15 protein-coding genes and 2 pseudogenes are annotated in these 25166 nt (G+C 43.0%); 1 reads left to right on the forward strand and 16 read right to left on the reverse strand.

What is annotated here, in order from left to right:
• Positions 1 to 585: 585 nt before the first annotated feature.
• The 8 genes from ACOBWA_RS13215 to pilM form a co-directional block, all read right to left on the reverse strand.
• Positions 586 to 1530: a hypothetical protein gene (locus ACOBWA_RS13215; protein ID WP_420229622.1), complete on the reverse strand. Its 945-nt coding sequence runs from the start codon at positions 1528 to 1530 to the stop codon at positions 586 to 588.
• A gap of 129 nt (positions 1531 to 1659) precedes the next feature.
• Positions 1660 to 2766, reverse strand: coding sequence for a 3-dehydroquinate synthase (aroB, locus tag ACOBWA_RS13220; RefSeq protein ID WP_420229623.1), 1107 nt, complete (start codon positions 2764 to 2766; stop codon positions 1660 to 1662).
• 77 nt (positions 2767 to 2843) lie between these two features.
• On the reverse strand, positions 2844 to 3404 hold the full coding sequence (gene aroK, locus ACOBWA_RS13225; RefSeq protein WP_420229624.1) for a shikimate kinase AroK: 561 nt from the start codon (positions 3402 to 3404) through the stop codon (positions 2844 to 2846).
• Between the two features lie 204 nt (positions 3405 to 3608).
• The gene (gene pilQ / locus ACOBWA_RS13230; protein WP_420229625.1) at positions 3609 to 5960 is read right to left on the reverse strand and encodes a type IV pilus secretin PilQ; all 2352 of its coding nucleotides are present in this window, start codon (positions 5958 to 5960) and stop codon (positions 3609 to 3611) included.
• A 27-nt stretch (positions 5961 to 5987) separates the two neighbouring features.
• Positions 5988 to 6521, reverse strand: a complete 534-nt coding sequence (locus ACOBWA_RS13235) for a pilus assembly protein PilP (RefSeq protein WP_420229626.1) — start codon at positions 6519 to 6521, stop codon at positions 5988 to 5990.
• Positions 6521 to 7090 carry a type 4a pilus biogenesis protein PilO gene (locus ACOBWA_RS13240; protein WP_420229627.1) on the reverse strand — a complete coding sequence of 190 codons (570 nt, stop codon included), beginning with the start codon at positions 7088 to 7090 and terminating at the stop codon, positions 6521 to 6523. Before ACOBWA_RS13240 ends, ACOBWA_RS13235 begins: the two co-directional genes overlap by 1 nt.
• Positions 7091 to 7235: 145 nt before the next feature.
• Positions 7236 to 7889, reverse strand: a complete 654-nt coding sequence (locus ACOBWA_RS13245) for a PilN domain-containing protein (RefSeq protein WP_165598122.1) — start codon at positions 7887 to 7889, stop codon at positions 7236 to 7238.
• The gene (gene pilM / locus ACOBWA_RS13250; RefSeq protein WP_420229628.1) at positions 7889 to 8944 is read right to left on the reverse strand and encodes a type IV pilus assembly protein PilM; all 1056 of its coding nucleotides are present in this window, start codon (positions 8942 to 8944) and stop codon (positions 7889 to 7891) included. Before pilM ends, ACOBWA_RS13245 begins: the two co-directional genes overlap by 1 nt.
• A gap of 193 nt (positions 8945 to 9137) precedes the next feature.
• Between pilM and ACOBWA_RS13255 the strand changes: the two genes are divergently transcribed.
• A complete protein-coding gene (locus ACOBWA_RS13255; protein ID WP_420229629.1) occupies positions 9138 to 11774 on the forward strand; it encodes a penicillin-binding protein 1A in 2637 nt (878 codons plus the stop codon).
• A gap of 159 nt (positions 11775 to 11933) precedes the next feature.
• On the opposite strand, the gene ACOBWA_RS13260 is transcribed toward ACOBWA_RS13255, so the two are convergent.
• The 8 genes and pseudogenes from ACOBWA_RS13260 to nusG form a co-directional block, all read right to left on the reverse strand.
• On the reverse strand, positions 11934 to 12458 hold the full coding sequence (locus tag ACOBWA_RS13260) for a DUF6586 family protein (protein ID WP_420229630.1): 525 nt from the start codon (positions 12456 to 12458) through the stop codon (positions 11934 to 11936).
• Between the two features lie 166 nt (positions 12459 to 12624).
• A pseudogene (rpoC, locus tag ACOBWA_RS13265) lies at positions 12625 to 16841 on the reverse strand (DNA-directed RNA polymerase subunit beta').
• 151 nt (positions 16842 to 16992) lie between these two features.
• A pseudogene (gene rpoB, locus ACOBWA_RS13270) lies at positions 16993 to 21110 on the reverse strand (DNA-directed RNA polymerase subunit beta).
• Between the two features lie 761 nt (positions 21111 to 21871).
• Entirely contained in the window at positions 21872 to 22243 is a 372-nt protein-coding gene (gene rplL / locus ACOBWA_RS13275) for a 50S ribosomal protein L7/L12 (protein WP_057761722.1), read from the reverse strand.
• 120 nt (positions 22244 to 22363) lie between these two features.
• Positions 22364 to 22891 carry a 50S ribosomal protein L10 gene (gene rplJ / locus ACOBWA_RS13280; RefSeq protein ID WP_057761724.1) on the reverse strand — a complete coding sequence of 176 codons (528 nt, stop codon included), beginning with the start codon at positions 22889 to 22891 and terminating at the stop codon, positions 22364 to 22366.
• A 456-nt stretch (positions 22892 to 23347) separates the two neighbouring features.
• Positions 23348 to 24049: a 50S ribosomal protein L1 gene (rplA, locus tag ACOBWA_RS13285; RefSeq protein WP_057761725.1), complete on the reverse strand. Its 702-nt coding sequence runs from the start codon at positions 24047 to 24049 to the stop codon at positions 23348 to 23350.
• On the reverse strand, positions 24049 to 24480 hold the full coding sequence (rplK, locus tag ACOBWA_RS13290) for a 50S ribosomal protein L11 (RefSeq protein ID WP_057761727.1): 432 nt from the start codon (positions 24478 to 24480) through the stop codon (positions 24049 to 24051). Before rplK ends, rplA begins: the two co-directional genes overlap by 1 nt.
• Before the next feature lie 90 nt (positions 24481 to 24570).
• Positions 24571 to 25101: a transcription termination/antitermination protein NusG gene (nusG, locus tag ACOBWA_RS13295; protein WP_057761729.1), complete on the reverse strand. Its 531-nt coding sequence runs from the start codon at positions 25099 to 25101 to the stop codon at positions 24571 to 24573.
• Between the last annotated feature and the right edge of the window lie 65 nt (positions 25102 to 25166).

Consider the following 25166-nt stretch of genomic DNA (forward strand, 5'->3'; position numbering starts at 1 on the left):
AGAGTGACAATAAGAGAGGTTGCGTCACTTACGATAACCTAATTATGGATAGTAAGTAACCGTACTTGAGACAATAATATTTAGTAAAGAACTCTAAAAACCACGAAAAAACTACTAAATAGTTGTTAAATAGACATTTTTTACGATAACTATACAGAACGTCGCCCACAGTTATATTAGTTAATGATTGTCGAAAAATCTAGTCTTTTCTATCGATTCATCAGCCATAAATTGTAAGAGGACTTATTACTATTGGTTATGAGACAAATAAAACTACTATTAAAATTTTAATGTAAACCATATAAATGACATTTAGCAAAAGGCTTTGATAATACTTATCAGTAGTAGCTTACCGCTTATTATGACGATGGAATGATTTCGTATAACGCTAAAAAACCCACTAACCAAATAGCTAGTGGGTTTAATTAATCAGACAAAAACTAATTACTCTTGTCTTCTATTAGCGCTTTTATACTATCGCTATTACTCTTGGGAGGATTAGCGTTAGCACTTTTACCATTAGCATTTGAATTATTGTTTGTGCTACTAGGGGGTTTAGGCGTTGGCACGACTGGTGGCTTCTTACTAGTAGAGTTCTCCGCCGGTGCCGCAGGCTTTTTTGTTTTCTGGCGCAGGCTTACTTGTGTTGTTTTCTTCTTTTGGCGATGCTTCAGATATTGTCTGCGTCTCCCCACCAGCTGTACGCTCTTCGCTAACAGATAACGTAGCAGAAGTATCTACCGACTGACGAATACTCTCTTGAGTGGTGCTACTATTAGCGCTTTCTTGGTTACCTCCATTACTGTTAGCACTGGCTGCTTGAGCAGCGGCATCATCAGCTTCTTCTTGCAAACGAGCAGGCACTTCACGCTTGGTAGGTTTTAAATCGACGGCACGTGTACGTTTTGTACTTAGATCTTTTACTGGATCAGGACGCTCATAATTATCAATGATACTGACATACCGATTAATCTCTTCTGGCAGTACACGTACGTTTGTAGGTAACTTAAAGTCTATTAGCTTTGCGGCTCCTACTGCTTCTTGCGGGCTACTCATAATCCCATAAGTCAGCATATAACGGACTTGTTTTTCATCATCAAGATAACGGAAATAAGCAAATTTATCGCGATCTTGACGGCCTTCTAAGTAACTAACAATCACATCATTTTCAGAGACATTCATTACTTGAACAGTCCATTTGCCTTTGTTAGCTAGCAGATAACGCTTGTCTTTAAACTCATCAGGATAATCGCGCAAATCTCGAATCGTTGCATCAAAGTTAATCGGTTGTACATCCGTATCTAACTCATGTAGCGATTCGACTTTTAGTGGTTGCTCAAACTCTTCATTCAAAATCTCTGGCGCTGATATTGGTGCATTCTCAATTTTGGCACCCATGGCTGGCGTTTGACTAAACATCCATACTAACGCTGTGACCACCCCTAAAAGTAGGGTCACTATTAGCCAAATCAGTGCTTGACGACTGTATGATTGGCTAGCAGTACGCGTTTTTGTTTTTGATGTTGCCATGAGGCGGTCCTTGGTAAACACATGTTTTACAGCATAATATAAATGCTTATTCAAACAGAGGTACAGCTAACCAGTTGGCTATAAGTACGAGATTTTAGTATAAATATATAAACGATAATTCTTGAGACGTTACGCGCTATGTTTTGACAAAACTTCGTGCAATAACTGGCTGTCAAACTCATTAGTCATTACCGCATCGCCAATTGATTTTAACAAAATTAGGCGGATTTGTCCGTGTTTCACCTTTTTATCGTGTCCCATTAAATCTAAAGCAGTGTCTACATCGATAGCTGGTGGCGTAATAGGTAAGTTTGCCAATTCTAAAACACGCTTAATACGTACAACTTCATCATCAGTTAACCAGCCAATTTTTTGCGATAGCTCAGCTGCTTGTACCATGCCAGCCGCTACTGCTTCGCCATGTAACCAATTGCCATAGCCTTCATGTGTTTCAATCACATGACCAAAAGTATGACCAAAGTTCAATAGCGCGCGCACACCGGACTCTCTTTCGTCTTGTGCCACTACATCGGCTTTGTACTGACAGCAGCGCTTTACAGCTTCACCAAGTACTGCCAAGTCAAGCGCCATCATTGCAGGTAAGTTTGCTTCAAGCCACGTTAAAAAGGCCTCATCCATGATAAGGGCATATTTAATAATCTCAGCTACTCCAGCAGATAGCTCACGCGCAGGCAGTGTCTTAAGCGTACTCATATCAGCAAGCACCATTTGCGGCTGCCAAAAAGCACCAATCATATTTTTACCTTGCGGATGATTGATACCTGTTTTACCACCAACACTAGAATCCACTTGTGACAATAGCGTCGTTGGAATTTGAATAAAATTGACACCACGCATAAAGCTGGCAGCAGCAAAACCAGTCATATCTCCGACTACACCGCCGCCAAGGGCGACAAGTGTCACATCACGATTGAAGTGTTCTGTCATTAGCGCATCATAAATCTGATCAATACTTGCCTGATTTTTGTATTGTTCACCATCTGGCAGTACGCACACCTTTACCACAAACTGCTCTGCTAGCTCATCTTCTAATACTTTTAAGTATAAAGGTGCCACAGTGTCATTAGTGACAATCAAAACCTGACGGCCACTGATATAAGGCGTGATTTGCTTCGCCATACTGCTATGTTCAGTCGTAGATTGTTCAGTAATGACAATAGGATAATCATGACTTTGCGTCTGAACTATTAGGCCATCATGAAACGGCATTACCATGTGATACTCCTAAAGCATTTCTAATGAGGTAAAAGTAATTGAGTCTGCATATCAATATCGTAGTTGCCAGTCTATTACTAGTCTTCTTGGTGCGCCGATGAGCCTGTAGTGCAATCGACGAATGATTCTAACTGCTGCATCAATTGATTGACCATATGGCGTGGGTACGTGTGACCAGTAGGCATAATAATATGGGCGACTTGGCGATAGAGTGGATCGCGAGCACTGTATAACTCTTGCAGTATTTTTCTAGGATTAGGCTGCTGCAATAATGGTCGAGACTTGTCTTTAGAGGTACGTGCTAGCTGTACCTCGACCGGTGCATTAAGATAAACGACGATGCCACGCTGTTTTAGGAACTCTCGGTTTTCAGCACACATGACTGCACCGCCACCGGTCGCCAATACGGTTTGAGAGTTTTGGGTCAATTCATCAATGGCACGCGTTTCACGCTCACGGAAACCTGCTTCACCTTCTTTAGCAAATATCCAAGCAATGTCGGCACCCGTCTGCGATTCAATATACCAATCGCTGTCTACAAAAGTGCGACCTAACTGCTTGGCAAGCAGTTTTCCGATTGTCGTCTTCCCTGCTCCCATCGGACCCACTAAAAACACCGACGGTAATTCCTGCCCCATAATACTTACTCAGCTAAATTAGGTATGATACAACGTCATTGTTATTCTGGCTAGTAATGAGCCGTGATTATTGTGAGTAAAATTTAGAGTGCATCATTCATCGGTACATACATAGGTATTACAACGCTAAAACCACTAATTTCGCGCATAAAAAAGCAAGCACTATGGCTTACTTTTTTTAGTAACTAGCTAAACAATTTATGATTAGTTCAGACGACTCGTACCATCATTAATAAGCTTTGGAGTTACGAAAATAAGTAGCTCTTCTTTGTTGTTGCTTCGTACATCTTTACGGAAAGCACGACCGATATAAGGCAAATCACCTAAGAAAGGAACCTTCGTTACTTCGTTACCGGTACGGTTTTTGAAGACGCCGCCTAATACCACTGTCTGACCATCTTCAATAATAACATTGGTTGATATGGAATCCTCAGAGATGGCAACCTGATTATTGATGATAGTTGGCGTGCCGTTGGTAATGACTAATTGCAAACCAATTTTACCATCAGGCGTGATATTTGGTGTCGCTTCTAGACTTAATGCTGCCTCTCTAAAGCTGGTTGTCGTCGCACCACTGGCTGATGCTTCCTGATACGGAATCTGAGTACCAGAAGAGACTTTTGCAGTTTGCTTGTCTGCGGTTAAAATCTTAGGTGTAGAAATAACTTCACCACGGTTGTCCGCCTGTAGTGCTGACAACTCAAGATCGAGCATTACGTCAGACATACTGAGCAAACCAAAGGCAATACTACCCGCTGGGTTAGAAACGCCTAAGTCGACGTTTAAGTTATCAGGACGACTAATGTCATAAGAAGGATAAGAAACGGTCTGACCATTTACGGTCGTCGTCTCTACATCAAAATCTTTCAAATCCCATAAGGTTTGATCGCTACCGCCAACCAATAAACTGCGGTTGTTGGCTGCACCATTTGACAAGATACCCCAACGAACACCAATCTCTTTACTGAAGCTATCAGTTGCACTAACAATACGTGCTTCGATCATAACTTGGCGAACAGGAATATCAATTTTGCTGATTAATTTATGGATGTTTTCGATACTGTCGGCAACGTCTTTGATAATCAAAGTATTGGTACGTTCATCAACCGTTACCGTCCCACGATTGGATAACAACGTATTATTATCCTCACGATTTGCGAGGCCACTACTATTACCAGTCGCGCCGCTACCTTGCGAAATAAGGGTTAAGACATCTTGTGCTTTTGCATAGCTTAAACGAATATACTCAGTACGCAGAGGTGCGTAAGATTGAACAGCTTGCTGCGCTTCTAGTTCACGTGCTTCTTGCTCAGCCAGCTCAGTAGAAGGCGCAACCAAAATCACATTACCATTTTCACGCTTGCCTAAGTTTTTGCTTTTCAAAATAATATCGAGGGCTTGATCCCAAGGAACATTAATCAAACGCAAAGTGATATTACCAGCAACGGAATCACTTGCCACGATATTCATCTCAGTAAACTGCGCCAAAATATCTAAGACACTACGAACCTCAACATCTTGGAATTCCATAGATAGCGGTTCGCCACTATAGACTCTTTCTTCCAGCGTCGGCTCACGTAACAGCTCAGGCTTTTTAATACCAATATTTAACTGGTTACCTGATTGGTAGGCTTGATACTCATAATCGTCATTCATGTTAATGGTGACGACGCCATTCTGTCCTTGGTTTTTGGTATCAATACTACCAACAAGACCACTATTAATATTCAATCGGCGCAGTAAGTTTCTCGGAACCGTACTACCAGTCAAACGTACGACAAGTTTATTACCTTGGCGCTGCACATCTACTGGAATGGCTTCGTTAGCCAGTACCATACTGACGTTACCGCCACCATCGTTACCTGCTGAAAAATTGACTGCGCTTAGCCCATCATAACTATACTGCTTGCTTACTTGTGAAGCGGCCAATTGAGGGTTCAAAAGCGGATTGACTCTGACCACCATCGTATCAGCTGGTACTTCGTTCTTCACGACAACCTTGCTCGTGGTACGTACAGGTACCACTGGTACAGTAGAGCTCTCAACAATAGGCGTAACGACTGCAGTCGTTGTCATACTATTATTGTTATTGAGCACATCTTGAATCGGGTCGCTGGTAATGACGGGACGATTAGGGTCAGTGATGGTTAGCAATAAATCATTGCCTTCAATCGCTGTTGTATAATTGCCTGACTCTTTTAAACCAACGATGAGGCGCGTGGTACTGTCACTGCTTAGCGTCGTAACGTCATTGATCGCACCGATATTATATTCGTTAAAGCGGCTAGCAAGCCCATTCTGTACTTGTTCGAAATCTAGGACTAAGCGACTAGGATCATCAAGCTGATAGGCTGCAGGCAATACTGGCAATCCTGTAAACCCCAAACGCATTTGCGTCACTGCAGGTGCGGTCTGTACTACAGAGACATTGTCGATGCGCTGTGCAGCATGAGTACTATTAGTCACAGCCACCATACTGACTGCCAGTGCTGAAATGGCAAAAGCAGAAGACATGCGGTTGCTCATCATCATTACCTTGTTATTGCGTACTGTCATTATTTATTCCTCAAAAAATCTGCCGACTTAGCTTATAGGGGATACCAGCGACTGGGGTTTTTCTACAAACCCTGCGCGGCTATCTGGCACAATTTCAATCAAGTTAACCTGGGTCGGCGTGATTTCAACAATACGGCCGTCATTCAATCCAAGATAATCGCCTACTTTAACACTGGCAACCGAACCGTCAGGACGTTGTATCAATGCATATCGCTGACCTTCGGGCGAAATCACCACACCTCGGAAGACCAATTGCGACAATTCATACTGCTCAAGCGGTTCTTTGATTCTGTTGATATCTGGTCGTACACCATCTATAGGAGTGGTCGGGCTTTGTACATTGACTAAACTCGGTGGTAAAAATGGACTACGCTGCGAGCTAGCGCTATATACAAAATCCTCTACCAGCTCGGCTTTAGGCGGCGGCTCAATAGGCTGTGCAGGCTGATTACGGATATCGGTCATTGCCTGCTCTGCCATACCTATACGGTCACTACACCCAGTCATAGATAAAACAGCGACACTTAAGACCAATAGCATGGGCATTCTTTGAATACTCATTAGTTGCCTCCTGCATTTGTATCAGTAGCGGCGGCGGCATCACCTTCAGGAGCCGCTTCTTTAGAGCGATAAGTCTTAGTTTGCAATACTAAGTTAAGCTCTGGCAAAACGTCCAACGTAGGCTTCGGATTGCTGACTTCAAAATCATGCATCGTAATAATTCGAGGCAGTGCAGCAAGACCACTGATAAAGCTACCAAACTGATGGTATTCACCCAAAGCTGCGATACGTATTGGCTGTTCAATAAAGAATTCATTTTCAATTTCGGGCTCTACTGAAATATCCTGAAAACGGATATTGCTACCAACGCCTGTCATGTTTATGCCTTCTACCAATTCTGACACACGCGTATCTTTTGGCAACTGATCCAACAAAGTATTAAACTCAGTTTCCATTTGGACAACTTGCGCTTGATACGCTTTCAAATGACGAGCGCGCGACTCTTTTTCGCGGTAACTATCGAGCAAGGTCTGCTGCTGGCTTTCAGCCGCATTAATCTCGTCAATTTTGCTGCTGATGGGTAATGCCCATGACAACGCTGCGATGAAGGTAATGATAAGACCAATCACTGTCACCTTTACAGGTAATGGCCAACTGCCATAGTTTTCTGAATCTAGCGACTCAAAACTACGGCGAAACTCATTTAAATCGAATTGCTTTTTTGGCTTTAAAGCAGATTTTTGGTTTTAGAGAGGCTCTTTTTGCGGATAAGCTTCATAACGCACCTCCTAGACCAGTATCGGTATCAGCAGCAGTCGGAGTTTCCGATTGTACTCTAGTCGTTACTACAAACTGTACGTAACTGTCTTCAGGATAAACGGGGCGCGCCTGCTCACCAGTATTAACCGTATTATTGAGGGCTGGAGCAGCCTCATAAGCGCTAATATTCTGTTGAATGTTACTTACTGCTGAGTTGCCCATCCATTTACTGTTATCAAGGTTACGAATCAGACTGGACACAATATTTGGATTGTCCGCTAAGCCTGTCAAAGTTAGCGTATCGCCTTCACGTTTAAGGTTATTTAGATAAAGTGCTGGTGGAATAGCTTTTGCCAAATCATCCCATAAACGTACAGGCACAGGACGTCGCCCCTGCAAGTCTTGAATGACTTGCATGCGTGAAATAATGTCTTCACGGCGCTGCTCTAAACTGTCGATCTCGGTCAATGCGGTGTCTAAGCGAGTATTTTCTTGTTCGATCAATGCGTTGGCATCAAGCTGCTCATCAAGTTCATTATTAAAATAACTCCATGAAGCAAAAGCTGCTAATAGTGTCAGTAATGTCACCGCCACTATCAATGTCATAAACTCTTTGTTACGACGTTCACGCTCTTCTTGTCGCCAAGGTAAAAGGTTAATACGAGCCATTAGTCAAAGCTCCTTAACGCAAGACCGCATGCAGCCATTAAGCTTGGCGCATCAACCGCCAGTTGCTCATTATCGATATTTGGTGCAATAGTCATATTGGTAAAAGGGTTGGCAACACTGACAGTTACACCCAGCTTTTGTTGTGCCATACCAGCGAGACCTGCAATAGAACTGCTGCCTCCTGCAAGCACTACATGATCGATACTGCTATATTGACTTGATGAGAAATAAAACTGTAAAGAGCGAGTGATTTGTTGAATGGTATTTTCTATAAAAGGGGTCATTACTTCAGGATAGTAATCATCAGGTAAGGTACGTTCGCGTTTGCTTAGTGTCGCTTCTTCTGCTGATAGGCCATAGCGATTTTGTATTGCCTCGGTCAGCTGAGCACCGCCAAATAACTGCTCACGACTATAAATAAACTCGCCATTCTTGGCAATATATAATGTGGTCTGATTATGGCCGATATCTACCAATGCTACTAGTTCGGGTACATTTGGTAGACTATCTACCATCAATCCAAACGCACGCTCGATTGCATGAGATTCGATATCCATGACTTTCGTTTGTAGTCCACCAAAGGCTAAAGCATCGACACGCTGGTCAACGTTCTCTGAGCGAGAAGCAGCAAGCAATACCTGAACCATATCTTCACTAACTAAAGACGGTCCTAATACTTCAAAATCTAGATTGACGTCTTCTAATGGATAAGGCACATACTGGTCAGCATCCAAACGTATTTGCGCCTCACGCTCTACATCGCTAAGTGTCATATCCATATCAATGATTTTAGTAATCACTGCAGAGCCAGAAACAGCGGTCGCAGCATTGCTACCTGCGACTTGGCAGCGTCTTGCCAAGCTCGTTATAATATTACCGGCAGCTTCTGTATCCACTAGAATCTTATCAACCACGATACCTTCCGGTAGTCTTTCAATACCATAAGATTTTAGGTGAAACATGCCTTGCTGACGCTGTATGTCAACCAACTTTACTGAAGTGGCACAAATATCCACGCCAATCAAATGTCGACTTTTGGAAGTAAATAGCCTCACTAGCTCTATACCTTATATTAAGTGTACAATCTGGTAGTTATTTGTAATAATTCAATACAATACTTTACTTAATTGATAGATTCAAGCATTTAAAAATATATTAAGGCCAACTTACACATTTATTATGACCTGCCTATTTTGTTCAATGTATAATAATATTGTCTGCTACAAATTCTAACTAATAAGTCTTATTATGGCCAAAACAAATGCTACCGCTCGTCTCATTCGCTTTTTGGTGGGACTCTTTATCGCTTGCCTAGCATTGGCAGTTGTTCTAGCACTTGCTGTACCTATTGGTTTTTATGGGATGGCCATGTATCTATCGCCGACCCTACCTAGTACGCAAGAAATTAAAACAGCTAAACTAGAAATGCCATTACAGATTTATAGTAGTGATGATAAATTAATCGGCCAATACGGTAATCGTTTATCTTTACCAGTTAGTTTTGATGAGATTCCTGAAGATTTAACTCATGCTTTTTTAGCGGCCGAAGATGCTTCTTTCTTTCAGCATAGTGGAATTAGCATTAAAGGTCTTGGTCGCGCTGTCACCGAAGCAGTCACTGATGACGATGGTCAAACCGGTGGCTCTACCATTACAATGCAGGTCGCTAAAAACTATTTCTTAAGTCCAGAACGTACTTTAAACCGTAAACTAACAGAGTTGTTTTTGGCGCGTAAGATCGAAGACGAACTGAGCAAAAACGACATCTTGACGTTATATGTCAATAAAATCTATCTAGGCGAAGGCGCCTACGGCATCCGTGCTGCGGCCAAAAAATACTATAGTAAGTCATTAGACAATCTAACTATTGCTGAAATGGCCATGTTGGCCGGCCTACCAAAAGCCCCTTCTAAATATAATCCTGTAGCCAATCCTAGCCGCGCATTGACTCGCCGTAACTGGATCGTTGGACGCATGCATGAGCTTGGCTATATTACCAAAGCTCAGTATGATGAAGCGGTCAACTCTCCTATAGGTATCAACCTATACAAAGAAAAGCTCGATGTAAATATGCCTTATTTGGCAGAAATGACGCGAGCTTCTTTAGTCGAACGTTACGGTGATCAAGTCATGCACGGTGGCTGGCGCGTACGTCTCACAGTAGATAGTAAAGCGCAAACAGATGCAGAAGCAGCAGTAGTAACAGGCTTAATTGCCTATGAGCATCGCCATGGTTGGCGTGGGGCTGAAGCAAATGATGAGCCTCTCGAAAACTTCCAACGTTACAGCAATATGTCTCCTGCCAAGGTGACTAAAGTCAATTCTCGTAGTTTTGACGCAGTCCTACAATCTGGTGAAGAAGTGACCGTTAATTGGTCTGGTATGAAATGGGCACGTAAATATATTTCTGCTGACCGTATTGGTTATTACCCTAGCAATGCCAGTCAAGTTGTTAAGAAAAACGATATCGTTCGTGTGATACCTACTTCAAATGGCAACTGGCAACTAGGTCAAATACCTAAAATCCAAGGTAGCTTGGTCTCGTTGAATCCAGAGACTGGTGCTGTCAATGCATTGGTCGGTGGCTTTGATTTTAACCACAGTAAGTTCAACCGCGCTCTACAAGGCTGGCGTCAACCTGGCTCAACCATTAAACCGCTTGTTTATACCGCTGCTTTAGAAAAAGGTTATCGCCCAGATACCATCGTGTCTGACCGAGCTATCCAAGTAGGTGACTGGAAACCCAAAAACTCTGATGAACGTTTCTTAGGTGATATCACTTTACGTCGTGGTTTATATTTGTCTCGTAACCTCGTATCTATTCGCTTGTTGCAAGCTATCGGTATCTCAAGTACGCGCAACCTATTAGATGAATTTGGTCTTGATAAAGAAAAGCTACCGACAACCTTGTCATTAGCACTCGGAGCAGGACAAGCCACACCATTACAAATGGCCACGGCTTACTCAACCTTCGCGAATGGTGGTCATCGTGTCCAACCTTACTTTATTGAACAAATTTACAATTATAAAAACGAGCTGTTGTTTCAGGCAAATCCACGTCAAGCGTGTGCACTATGCTTTAACGAAAAACTTGAGAAGGTTAATAGCAGCTTAGTTGAAGAGTATGAGAAGTCAATTGAAGCGCTTGATGATAGCAGTAATGAAATAACTGCCGATAATACATCATCAGAAGGTAATGATGATAGCGAAACAACAGATAAAGAGCTTGATTTAACGGTATATAACGCAGGTCCACAGTCAGACCGCCTAAAAGCGCCTGCCGTACAATATGTAAGGGCCAAACAAGCACCGCGCATACTGCAACCTAGAGTGGCTTTTGAGATGGCCGATATACTACGCGATGTAGTCCAACGCGGTACAGCGGTAAGAGCAAAGGCATTAGGTCGCAATGATATCGGTGGCAAAACTGGTACCACCAATCAGGCCAAAGACGCCTGGTTTGCAGGGTTCCATCCTACCAATGCGACAGTAGTATGGATGGGATTCGATCAACCATCTACTATGGGCCGCCGTGAATATGGTGGTGTGGCAGCGCTGCCAGTCTGGATGGACTTTATGAAAGCTCAGCTGAAAGACACGCCAAGCCAATGGGTATCTATCAATAATCGCTCAAAATCCAGAAAGCAACAGCAAGACATTATAGAGATGACTGATGATGGTATCCTAGTTAACGATGCCTCCAATAAATCAGCAAAACCAGTCAAGACTCAAACCCAGCAGCGTAAGCCTTCGGTTCCAGAGCCTACTGAGGAGACGAGCACTCCACCATCAACGAAACCAAGTAGCAATCGTAGTGATGACAGCGTACCGGAAAATCCATTAACGGTGACACCCGTTGAAAGTATGCCACCGATGCCAGAGTAACAAACAAGACTATTTTTAGTTAATAAGAAAAAGGCTTATTCAGCAATGACTGAATAAGCCTTTTTATGCGCTGTAGACTATGGCCTACCCTACTTAATCATCCTTTCAAATGGTTCAATAAATAGCGGTCAAAGAATAAATTTGCTAGTTTACTTCCTATTAGAATTCAACCATACCTGCACGCAGTTGTTCAATCAGCTCTAAAAGCTGACTGCGCCATTCTCGTATTGTGGTCTCATCAGGCAGCCATTGATTGGATAAAGTGACAACATTGACAATCAAGTCTGGCGACGCTGATTGGCTACTTGGCGCTTCATCGACGATAGTATCTGGTGGTACTGCATAAAGACAGCGCTGATAAGCACGTTCTATATTGGCGATAAAACCTTGCTGCTGTAATTGCTGCAAACGCTGAATCTCAGGAGATACTTGGGTTCGCTCGCTCAGTGCTTGCTCAATATCGAGCAAAGTTGGCGCCGTCATATTTAGGCTATAGAAGTGACCGAGCTCCTGAATGAATGCCAATAAAGCACCATGCAAGTGAAAAATAGCAGTCTCACAGTGTGCTTGGTATAACTGCTTATCATTGGTACTTCCTGCAGATTGGCAAGATAAACGACAGAAATATAACTTTTGATTGGTTCGATCTGCTTGATATTTGGCGACGCGAGTTTTACCTGCCATTTGCTAATTATCCTTTTATGAATAGTGAATTAGAGCATATTTCCAGTGTACTATTTTTTTAGATGATAGCACCATGCCTTTCTTAGTTTTTTATACGCACAAAAAAGCCAGCAACTTAGGCTGGCTTTTTTATTAAATTAAGAATGAATCAAAATACTTAATACGATTAATTATCTTGATTTAACTCTTGAGCAAATGCTTCGTCAAAGCTTGCAAAGTCTTTGCTATCAGTGCTTGCAGTCATATCAAACGCTGCATTCAAATCTTTATCTTGTAGCTTCTGATCTGCTTTTTCTTTGCGTGCTTTATGATAAGCAAGACCAGTACCTGCAGGAATCAAGCGACCCACAACTACGTTTTCTTTCAGACCACGTAACTCATCCACTTTACCAGTCACAGCAGCCGCAGTTAGTACACGGGTTGTTTCCTGGAAAGAAGCCGCTGAGATAAAGCTTTCAGTTGCTAGACTTGCTTTGGTGATACCTAGTAATTGACGCTCAAACTGTACTGGGAATTTATCTTCCGCTTCTAGCTTCGCATTCAATGCTTTGATATCTGCATACTCTACCTGATCACCTTTGAAGTGACTTGAGTCGCCGCCGTCAGTGATTTCAACTTTACGCAGCATCTGACGAATGATAACTTCGATGTGCTTGTCGTTGATTTTTACACCCTGCAAGCGATAAACGTCCTGTACTTCGTTGACGATGTAATCAGCAAGTGCAGTCTGACCCTTCAAACGTAAGATATCATGTGGGTTCTGTGGACCATCAGCGATCACTTCACCACGTGCTACCGTCTCGTTTTCAAAGACGTTGATTTGACGCCATTTCGGGATTAACTCTTCATGTACTTCACCATCTTCATTAGTAATAATGAAGCGGTTCTTACCTTTAGTCTCTTTACCAAAGCTAACGACACCAGTCATTTCTGCCATGATGGCGTGATCTTTTGGACGACGTGCTTCGAACAAGTCAGCAACACGTGGTAGACCACCGGTAATATCTTTTGTACCAGAAGACGCTTGTGGTACACGGCCCAGAATCGAACCTGCTGCTACTTTTTCACCATCGCTCACGCGGATGATAGTTTCAGCTGGTAAGAAGTAAACCACTTCTTTGCCTTCGTCAGTGTTCAAGATAATCGCAGGACGTAAGTCTTTTGCTGAGCTTGAACGGTCACGAGTGGCTAAAATCTCAAATGAGCTCATACCAGTCGCATCATCAACCTTAACTGTTGCAGTCATACCATCAGTGATGTCACTGAAGCGTGCTGTACCAGCAAATTCTGTGATGATTGGATGCGTATGCGGATCCCATTTAGCGATAGTTTGACCGCCTTCAACCTGCTCTTCGTCTTTCACAAGTACGCTTGAACCATATGGTACTTTATAGCGCTCACGCTCACGGCCAAGCTCATCGGTCAATGCGATTTCAGCTGAACGCGATACGATGACTAAGTGACCATCGGTATGCTGTACTGTTTTCATATTTTCAAAGTGCGCTTGACCAGCATTACGTACAGAGATGCTGTTGTCTACAGAGGCTGAACTCGCGGCCCCGCCCACGTGGAACGTACGCATGGTTAACTGAGTACCCGGCTCACCGATAGATTGAGCTGCCATAACACCGACTGATTCGCCGATATTCACTTTATGACCACGTGCAAGGTCACGACCATAACACTGTGAACATACGCCATGTTCGATATCACACGTAATTACTGAACGTACCCAGATATCATCGATTGCGTTGTTATCAAGGACGTTAACCCAGTACTCATCGATCAATGTACCAGCTGGAATCAATACTTTATCAGCATCATCATTGTAAGTAACGTCACGAGCAGTCACACGACCCAGTACTAGCTCACCGAGCTTCTCAATGATTTCACCACCTTGGATATGTGGTTTCATGAGTAGGCCTTCTTCAGTACCACAATCATCGCTAGTGATAACCAAATCTTGTGCCACATCAACTAGACGACGAGTTAGGTAACCCGAGTTAGCCGTTTTCAGTGCCGTATCCGCTAGACCTTTACGTGCACCGTGAGTTGAGATGAAGTACTGTAGTACCGTCAAACCTTCACGGAAGTTAGCTTTAATCGGTGTCTCAATGATTGAGCCATCTGGTTTCGCCATCAAACCACGCATACCAGCCAACTGACGAATCTGTGCCGCACTACCACGAGCACCAGAATCTGACATGATAAAGATTGAGTTGAATGATTTCTGCTCGTCTTCTTCACCTTGTGCGTTGATAACTTTATCTGTTGCCAAGTTGTCCATCATCGCCTTAGCGACTTTGTCATTGGTACGTGACCAGATATCAACTACTTTGTTATAGCGCTCACCAGCAGTTACAAAGCCTTGCTCGAATTGATCTTCGATTTCGCGAACTTCGCCTTCTGCCACTTCGATGATTTGCTTCTTAAGTGGTGGAATGACCATGTCATCGATACCGATAGACACGCCAGATAATGTTGCTTGAGCAAAACCAAGATACATCAATTGGTCAGCAAACATAACACTTTCTTTGACGCCAACTTTACGGTAGCAAGAGTTAATCAAACGAGAGATGTTTTTCTTCGTCATCTCTTGGTTACACTCATCAAACGTCATACCTTTAGGCATGATATTCCAGATAAGTAGACGACCAGCAACCGTATCTTTGATACTGATTTCTTTAGTCTCGTTACCATCTTCGTCAATTTGCGTCTCAGTGACACGCACTTTGATCTTAGCGTTTACATGTAGGTCGTTTGAACCAATTGCACGCAATGCTTCATTAACGGTAGCAAAAATCATGCTCTCGCCTTTGGCATTGATCGACGAGCGACTGATGTAATATAGACCTAGTACAACATCCTGAGATGGTACGATGATCGGATCACCGTTCGCAGGTGACAAAATGTTGTTGGTAGACATCATCAAGGCACGTGATTCAAGCTGCGCTTCTAGCGTCAATGGCACGTGAACGGCCATTTGGTCACCATCGAAATCGGCGTTGAATGCAGTACAAACAAGCGGATGCAACTGGATTGCTTTACCTTCGATCAATACTGGCTCAAATGCCTGTAGACCCAAACGATGAAGGGTTGGCGCACGGTTAAGAAGTACTGGATGCTCACGGATAACCATGGCCAGCATATCCCACACTTGTGGCTCTTCACGCTCTACCATCTTTTTGGCAGCTTTAATCGTAGTCGCTAAACCATGAGACAATAGTTTGTTATAAGTAAATGGCTTGAATAGTTCTAGTGCCATTTTCTTAGGTAGACCACACTGATGTAGACGTAGTGTTGGACCTACAACGATAACCGAACGACCAGAGTAATCGACACGCTTACCAAGTAAGTTCTGACGGAAACGACCTTGCTTACCTTTGATCATATCTGCCAAAGATTTTAATGGACGCTTGTTACTACCAGTGATGGCACGACCGCGACGACCGTTATCAAGCAACGCATCTACTGACTCTTGCAACATACGCTTTTCGTTACGTACGATGATATCAGGTGCGCTCAGCTCAAGCAGACGCTTAAGACGGTTGTTACGGTTGATCACGCGGCGATATAGATCGTTTAGATCTGACGTTGCAAAACGGCCGCCTTCTAGCGGTACTAGAGGACGCAAATCTGGTGGTAGTACTGGCAAGATGTTCATTACCATCCACTCAGGCTTGTTATTAGAATCACGGAATGCTTCTAATAATTTGAGACGCTTAGACATCTTTTTAAGCTTAGTCTCAGAACCAGTTTGTGGAATCGCTTCACGTAGCTCATCAATTTCAAGATCGATATCGATGTCTTTTAGTAGGTCTTGAACGGCTTCAGCACCCATTTTAGCTGTGAATTCATCACCGAACTCTTCAAGCGCTTTGTAATAATCTTCATCATCAAGCAATTGGTACTTCTCTAAAGAAGTCAGACCCGGCTCAGTGACGATGTAGCTTTCGAAATATAGAACGCGCTCGATATCACGTAGCGTCATGTCTAGCAATAGACCGATACGGCTTGGTAATGATTTTAGGAACCAAATATGCGCAACTGGACTGGCTAGGTCGATATGACCCATGCGATCACGACGAACTTTAGCAGTGGTAACTTCCACACCACATTTTTCACAGATAACGCCTTGGAACTTACGGCGCTTATATTTACCACATAAACATTCGAAGTCTTTTACTGGGCCAAAGATTTTGGCACAAAAAGACCATCACGCTCAGGCTTGAACGTGCGATAGTTGATGGTTTCAGGCTTTTTTACTTCGCCGTGCGACCATGACTTGATGACGTCAGGTGACGCTAAAGTAATTTGAATGCTATCAAACTCTTGGTTACCGTTGCCGGTAGGGCTTTGCATGATATCGAGTAAATCTTTCAAGTTGCTTCTCCGTTATCTTTATAATCATCTGAAAGCGTACCATTGACGCAGATAAGATGAATGAAGGCAATGAATAGGGTTGAGACAAATCACTAAAAGCAGCAGCAATAAAGCAGACTGCCTTTAGTGGACAACTAAGTTAAACAACGGGCTAGTTGCTTTGTTTTAACTCAATATTAATACCCAGTGATTTGATTTCTTTGGTCAGTACGTTAAACGACTCAGGCATGCCTGGATCCATATACTGCTCACCATCAACGATGTTTTTGTACATACGAGTACGGCCTTCAACGTCATCCGACTTCACCGTTAGCATTTCTTGCAACGTGTAAGTCGCGCCGTATGCTTCTAGTGCCCATACTTCCATCTCACCGAAGCGCTGACCACCAAACTGAGCTTTACCGCCGAGTGGCTGCTGCGTGACTAGAGAGTAAGAACCCGTTGAACGCGCATGCATTTTGTCATCAACCAAATGGTTAAGCTTGAGCATATACATGTAACCAACGGTTACTTTACGGTCAAACTTCTGACCTGTACGACCATCATATAACGTCTGCTGACCATCGCGATCCATACCAGCAAGTTCGAGCAAGTCTTTAACTTGGCTTTCTCTTGCACCGTCAAATACAGCAGTACCCATCGGTACACCGCCACGTAAATTGTCTGCTAGCGCCATGATGTCATCATCACTTAAGCTATCAAGATCAACTTGCTCACCGCCTACTTGGTTATAGATTTTGTCCAAGAAGTCACGTAGCTCTTTGATTGCTGCTTGAGATTTGAGCATACCGTCAATCTTCTCGCCCAATCCTTTCGCTGCCATACCCAAATGCGTCTCTAAGAACCTGACCGATGTTCATACGAGATGGTACACCAAGTGGGTTCAATACGATGTCAACGGTATTACCATTTTCATCATAAGGCATGTCTTCAACTGGCATGATGCGCGATACCACACCTTTGTTACCATGACGACCAGCCATCTTATCACCAGGCTGAATACGACGCTTAACCGCTAGATATACTTTAACGATTTTTGTACACCATGTTGCAAGTCATCACCAGCAGTCAATTTGCGTTTTTTCTCAGCAAACTTCACATCGATGTCTTTCTGCTTATCAACCAAATAATCAGCGATTTGCGTTAGACGCTCAGAGATTTCTTCTTCTACTGGTTGGATATCCAGCAAAGTCTCAAGGCTCATATCTTTCATATCAGCCAATGCCATAACCGTACCAGCTTTTAGACCAGCACCGCCGCTGACTTTTTGGCCATCTAATAGATTACCAATACGGCCACGTGCTGCTTCTTCAAAGATACGTAGCTCTTCTTTCAAATCTTTGCGATAGCTATCAAGCTGCGATTTTTCAATCGCTCTTGCGCGTGCGTCTTTTTCAACGCCATCACGGGTGAAGACCTGTACATCAATAACCGTACCTTTACTTGAAGTCGGTACGCGTAGTGACGTGTCTTTCACGTCAGCCGCTTTTTCGCCAAAGATAGCCCGTAGTAGTTTCTCTTCTGGCGTTAGTTGCGTTTCACCTTTTGGCGTCACTTTACCAACTAAGATATCGCCAGCGTCAACTTCAGCACCGATATAGACGATACCTGCTTCATCAAGACTTGATAATGCTGCTTCACCAACGTTTGGAATATCAGCAGTGATCTCTTCTGTACCTAGCTTGGTATCACGAGCCACACAAGTTAATTCTTGAATATGAATAGTAGTGAAACGATCTTCTTTAACTACTTTTTCAGATAGCAAGATTGAATCTTCGAAGTTATAACCGTTCCACGGCATAAATGCGATACGAATATTCTGACCCAATGCCAACTCACCAAGATCCGTTGAAGGACCATCAGCCAAGATATCACCCAAAGCAATCTCGTCACCTTGGTTAACGATGATACGTTGGTTGATACAAGTGTTTTGGTTAGAGCGCGTGTATTTGATCAAGTTATAGATATCGATACCCGCTTCACCAGCAGTCATCTCGTCTTCGTTTACACGAACAACGATACGTGATGCATCAACATCTTCAATCACACCGCCACGCTTAGCGATCACACAAACACCAGAGTCACGAGCAACGTGACGCTCCATACCAGTACCTACTAACGGCTTATCAGCACGTAGCGTAGGAACAGCCTGACGCTGCATGTTCGAGCCCATCAAGGCACGGTTAGCATCATCATGCTCTAGGAACGGAATCAGACCTGCTGCAACCGATACTACCTGACTTGGTGATACATCCATATGCGTCACTTTTTCTGGCGGCATACGAACAAATTCACCATAGCTACGTACACTGACCATCTCATCAGATAACGCGCCATCTTCAGTCATTGGAGAATCAGCCTGTGCAATGACAGTACCTACTTCTTCGATTGCTGATAGATACTCAATAACGTCAGTCACTTTACCATCAACCACACGGCGATAAGGCGTTTCTAAGAAGCCAAAGCTGTTGGTTTTAGCAAATGTCGCTAGTGAGTTGATCAGACCAATGTTTGGACCTTCAGGAGTCTCAATAGGACATACACGGCCATAATGCGTATCATGTACGTCACGTACTTCAAAGCCTGCACGTTCACGAGTTAGACCACCAGGTCCTAACGCTGATACACGGCGCTTATGGGTAACTTCAGACAACGGGTTGTTCTGATCCATAAACTGTGACAACTGGCTTGAACCAAAGAATTCTTTAACCGCAGCCGCTACTGGCTTAGAGTTAATCAAATCTTGTGGTGACAGGTTGTCTGATTCTGCTGAGCTTAAACGCTCTTTTACAGCACGCTCAACACGTACTAGACCAACACGGAATTGGTTTTCTGCCATTTCGCCCACTGAACGAATACGACGGTTACCAAGATGGTCAATATCATCGACATCGCCGCGACCGTTACGAATCTCGATAAGTTCTTTTAGAACGTTAACGATATCATCATTGGTCAATACACTGCGTTCGCGCTGGATATCAGGATCATCAGTATTATCAAATTCTAAACCAAGACGACGGTTGAACTTCATACGGCCAACGTTTGATAAGTCATAACGATCTGCGTTGAAGAACATGCTTTCAAACAGTTTCTCAGCAGTCTCAACCGTTGGTGGCTCACCTGGACGCATGACTTTATAGATTTCGATCAATGCTTCTTCACGGCTCGACGTGCTATCTGCACGTAGCGTATCAGCAATATAGCTACCCTGATCGATATCGTTCGTGAATAGGATGCTAAACTCTTTGATGGCACCACTGGCTTCAAATGAGTTCAATTTAACCAATAACTCGTGATCGATTGGCGTGTTTGCTTTAGCGATGATTTCATCGTTAACGACGATGTCTTCTGCTAAGATACGCTCATATAAATATTCATCAGGTACCGCAATTTTCGTCATACCTGCTTCTTCAAGCTGACGGATACGGCGGGCGTTAATGCGTTTGCCCTGCTCTACAATAACGTCACCTTCAGGTGATACGATATCGAACTGAGCCATCTCGCCACGTAGACGATCAGCAACTAGATCAATTTCAAACGTCTCTTCAGCTTTATAAACAGCGACTTTATCAAAGAATAAATCTAAGATTTCAGAAGTTGTTAGACCAAGTGCGCGTAGAATGATAGAAGCCAATAGCTTACGGCGACGGTCAATACGAGCAAAGACTAAGTCCTTTGCATCAAATTCAAAGTCTAACCATGAACCACGGTAAGGGATGATACGTGCGTTATAAAGCACTTTACCACTTGAATGCGACTTACCTTTATCATGGTCAAAGAACACACCAGGTGAACGATGTAGCTGAGATACGATAACACGCTCAGTACCATTGATAATGAAAGTACCGTTAGCCGTCATCAAAGGCATCTCGCCCATGTAAACGCTTTGCTCACGGATATCTTTGATAGCAGCTTTGCTATCTTTGTCTTTGCTGTCTTTGTCTTTGATGATCAAACGGATTTTGACACGCATTGGCGCCGCAAACGTTGAACCACGTAAGATACACTCACGCTCATCAAATTCAGGCGTGCCTAAATAGTACTCAACAAATTGTAGCTCTGCGTTACCAGAGTGACTCTCAATTGGGAAAATAGAGGAATACGCAGCTTGCAAACCAGTATTCTCACGAGCTTTCGGCTTTTTGTGCTCTTGCAAAAATTGCTCGTAAGAATCTACTTGAATAGACAGTAAATAGGGAATGTCCATTACAGTGGGCAATTCAGCAAAACTTTTGCGAATACGCTTTTTTCAGTATAAGAATATGCCATCGAGAGTCCTTACAGTAAACGTGGAAACAAATTAAAAGCGTGGCCAGTATGCATAAATACGATGCAAACGTGGCGACGTAAACGATAATATAAAACGGGTCTTCGTGTTCAGTTCATGTCTTTTCTGTCAATTACTACTTTACTCTTCAGTGCTTACCTAGCACACTTCACTTAATCTCATCATTGCTTGCTAAATTCATGGTAAGTGAATCAGTCTATATGACTGTTGCAACCAAAAAATTCAATATTATATAATCTATAACGCATTGCCTATCAGGCTTACTTTACAAATACATTGCTGGGAAATAATGTCTACTAAGATTGCATCCATACCACTTGCCATCTAGACTACTTATTACCGAACTATGTTCCCTACACATACAAACTGTCTATGAGACTGAATATCGACAGTCACGCCACACCAAGTAGGCAACTTATGATCAACAGCTTTTTAAGAATACCGCTTTTTTCAGGATTAATAATCGGGGTAACTATAACTTTTAGAATCAGTATAAACTATAGTGTTGATAGGAAAGCATGCAGACACAAAAAAATGCCAAACATCTACAGACGTTTAGCTCATATTAACTGATTTCAAAAACTGGCATGTGTGCTTGCATGTATATCGTCTGTCCTTTTGATGGGTATCCACCGTGATGTTGCATACGTATGTTGGCAGACACAAAAGGTCAAGCTACGAATTATAGTAAAAAAAGCTGGCAATGCAAGGCATTACCAGCTTTTTTCGTACAGTGTTAAACTTATTTTAGTTCAACAGTTGCACCAGCTTCTTCAAGTTTCTTTTTCAACTCTTCAGCTTCAGCTTTAGATGCGCCTTCTTTGATTGGAGCTGGAGCGCTTTCAACCAAATCTTTCGCTTCTTTTAGGCCAAGACCAGTAGCTTCACGTACGGCTTTAATTACGCCAACTTTCTTCTCGCCAAAGCTGGCAAGAACTACGTCAAACTCGTCTTTTTCTTCAGCAGCAGCAGCAGCAGGACCAGCAGCAGCAGGTGCAGCAGCAACAGCAGCTGTTACGCCGAATTTTTCTTCCATGTCGCTGATTAACTCAACGATATCCATTACTGACATTTCAGCGATTGCATTTAACACGTCATCTTTAGATAGTGCCATGAGAACTCTCCGTTATCTGATAAAAATTAATTGATTCTAATATCGCTTTGATTGCTTGCCTAATGTGACAATAAAATGCAACCAAAATTAGCGATGTTAAAGTTACGTTAAAACAAGCAATTAAGCAGCTTCTTTTGCGTCTTTGATTGCCGCTACAGTGCGAACGAACTTGCCAGGAACAGCGTTCATAGTCTGGACAAGCTTGGTCACTGGTGCATTCATAGTAGCCATCAAGATAGAGATTGCTTCGTCGCGAGTTGGTAGCTTCGATACGCGCTCTAGCTCTTCTGGACCATAAACTTCACCACCGACTGATACTAATTTGGTCTCTAAAGCTTTGTTATCTTTGCTGAAGTCGAAAACGACTCGAGCAGCAGATCCCAAGTCTTCCATAGAGAAAGCCAAAAGTAGTGGACCAGTCATACGGTCTGACATGCTCTCAAACTTAGTGCCTTCGAAAGCGCGTTTTGCTAGTGTATTTTTTACCACTTTCAAAACAACACCTTTATCACGAGCTTGTTCGCGCAGCTTAGTAAGCTGTGCAACACCAATACCGTGATATTCGGCAGCTACTGCTGAGTAAGCATTAGCAGCAACTTCAGACACTTCAGCCACAACTTGTTGTTTTTGTTCTAGCGTTAATGCCATAAGTTGACTCCTTTAATCTTATCAATCGACTTATAATAAAAGTGCCAAAAACAAGGTTTTTATGCGCTCAAACTGTAAGCTAAGACTGACTTGATACGACACATTACCAGTGGACTCAATTAATAAAAAAGTATCTACTGGTAACGACTGATTACGGCACCGTTATCAGAATGACGTTGAGTAATAGTTTGAAGATTATAAATAACCCTATCGCCCTATTCGCTCGTGTCTTAAACTGTGTGGGCCACCGTCTGCGTAGGACAACTAAGATTTTCATCTGTCGTCGATTAACAAAAGTGACTTATCATCATAAACAACTATCCGAAGATCGCTAACTATGACTCTAAACTACTCTCTACCTACGGTCTTAGACAGCGTAGCAAATACTACGCTGACCTAATTCTTTAAAAACTGTTTGTATTTATCACTCAAAATATTTGAAGATAAAAACTTTAATTATTTAGCAGTACGATAAGGAACAGCGTCGATCGTTAGACCTGGACCCATCGTGCTAGACAAGGTAATTTTCTTAATGAAAGTACCTTTAGAAGTAGCAGGCTTAGCACGCTTTAGATCAGAAAGAATCGCTTGCGCGTTTTGCTCGATTTGATCAGCAGTGAAACCAACTTGGCCGATAGTTGCATGGATGATACCAGCTTTATCAACACGGTACTGAGCCTGACCAGCTTTCGCATTAGTCACAGCTTCAGCAACGTTTGGCGTTACCGTACCAACTTTAGGGTTAGGCATTAGACCACGTGGGCCTAGGATAGTACCTAACTGACCAACAACACGCATTGCATCTGGAGCTGCGATAACAACATCAAAGTCCATGTTACCGGCTTTGATTTGCTCTGCTAGGTCTTCAAAACCAACTATGTCTGCACCAGCTTCTTTAGCGGCTTCAGCAGCAGCGCCTTGAGCAAATACAGCAACGCGTTTGGTTTTACCAGTACCCGCAGGTAGGTTGGTTGCACCACGAACTACTTGATCAGATTTACGTGGGTCAACGCCCAAGTTTACTGCGATATCGATAGACTCTTTGAATTTTAGCGCTGGCAAATCGTTTAGGATTTGAACCGCTTCTTCAATAGTGTACTGTTTTTCGTTATCAATACGGCTTTGAATTTCTTTTTGACGTTTGGTTAGCTTAGACATTATACACCCTCCACGGTAATACCCATTGAACGTGCAGTACCAGCGATGGTACGGACAGCAGCGTCAAGATCAGCTGCAGTTAAATCTGCATTCTTAGTCTTAACGATGTCTTCTAGTTGTGCACGGTCAACTTTACCAACTTTAGCAGTGTTAGGTGTACCTGAACCTTTAGCAATACCAGCAGCCTTACGTAGTAAGTATGCAGCTGGTGGTGACTTCATGATGAAGGTAAAAGATTTGTCGCTGTATACTGTGATCTCAGTTGGGATCGGTAGACCTGGCTCTTGGCCTGAGGTCGCAGCGTTAAATTCTTTACAGAACGCCATGATGTTCACGCCTTTTTGACCCAAAGCTGGACCAATAGGTGGTGAAGGATTTGCTTTGCCTGCAGGCACTTGCAGTTTGATGTAACCATCAATCTTCTTAGCCATGATACTCTCCTAAATGGGTGATAGCGCCAAATCAATGTGGTATATACCTAATTGACTAACAGCTCCCCGGTTGATGAATTTTTTGCTAATTTAGTCTAGTTTTTCAACTTTACTAAATTCAAGCTCAACCTGCGTAGGTCGATTAAATACGTTTACCGTTAGATGTAGTTTAGACTTCTCATAATCCACTTTTTCTACCAACCCTTTAAAGTCAGTAAATGGACCATCGATAACCAACAACTCTTCGCCTGGCTCAAATAGAGTCTTAGGACGTGGGTCAGTTTCAGTCTGGTTCAAACGGTTTAAAATGCGATCAGCTTCTACTTGCGTAATCGGTGCAGGCATCTCAGGCGTACCACCGATGAAGCCCATAATACGTGGACAGTCTTTTACGATGTGCCAAGTATTATCGTTCATCTCCATTTGGATCAATACATATCCAGGAAAGAACTTGCGCTCACTCTTACGTTTTTTGCCGTCTTTCATTTCGACGACTTCTTCAGTAGGAACCAATACATCACCGAATGACTCAGCGAAGTCACTACGGTTAATACGATCAGTTAATGAACGTTGTACTTGTTTTTCATATCCTGAAAACGCTTGGACAATATACCAACGCATATCACGCTCCTGATCATTATAAATAAGTCGTTAAAAGTAAATGTCTCGCTAATAGTCACTAATAC

Source organism: Psychrobacter sp. ER1 (genome assembly GCF_048631835.1).
Taxonomy (GTDB): domain Bacteria; phylum Pseudomonadota; class Gammaproteobacteria; order Pseudomonadales; family Moraxellaceae; genus Psychrobacter.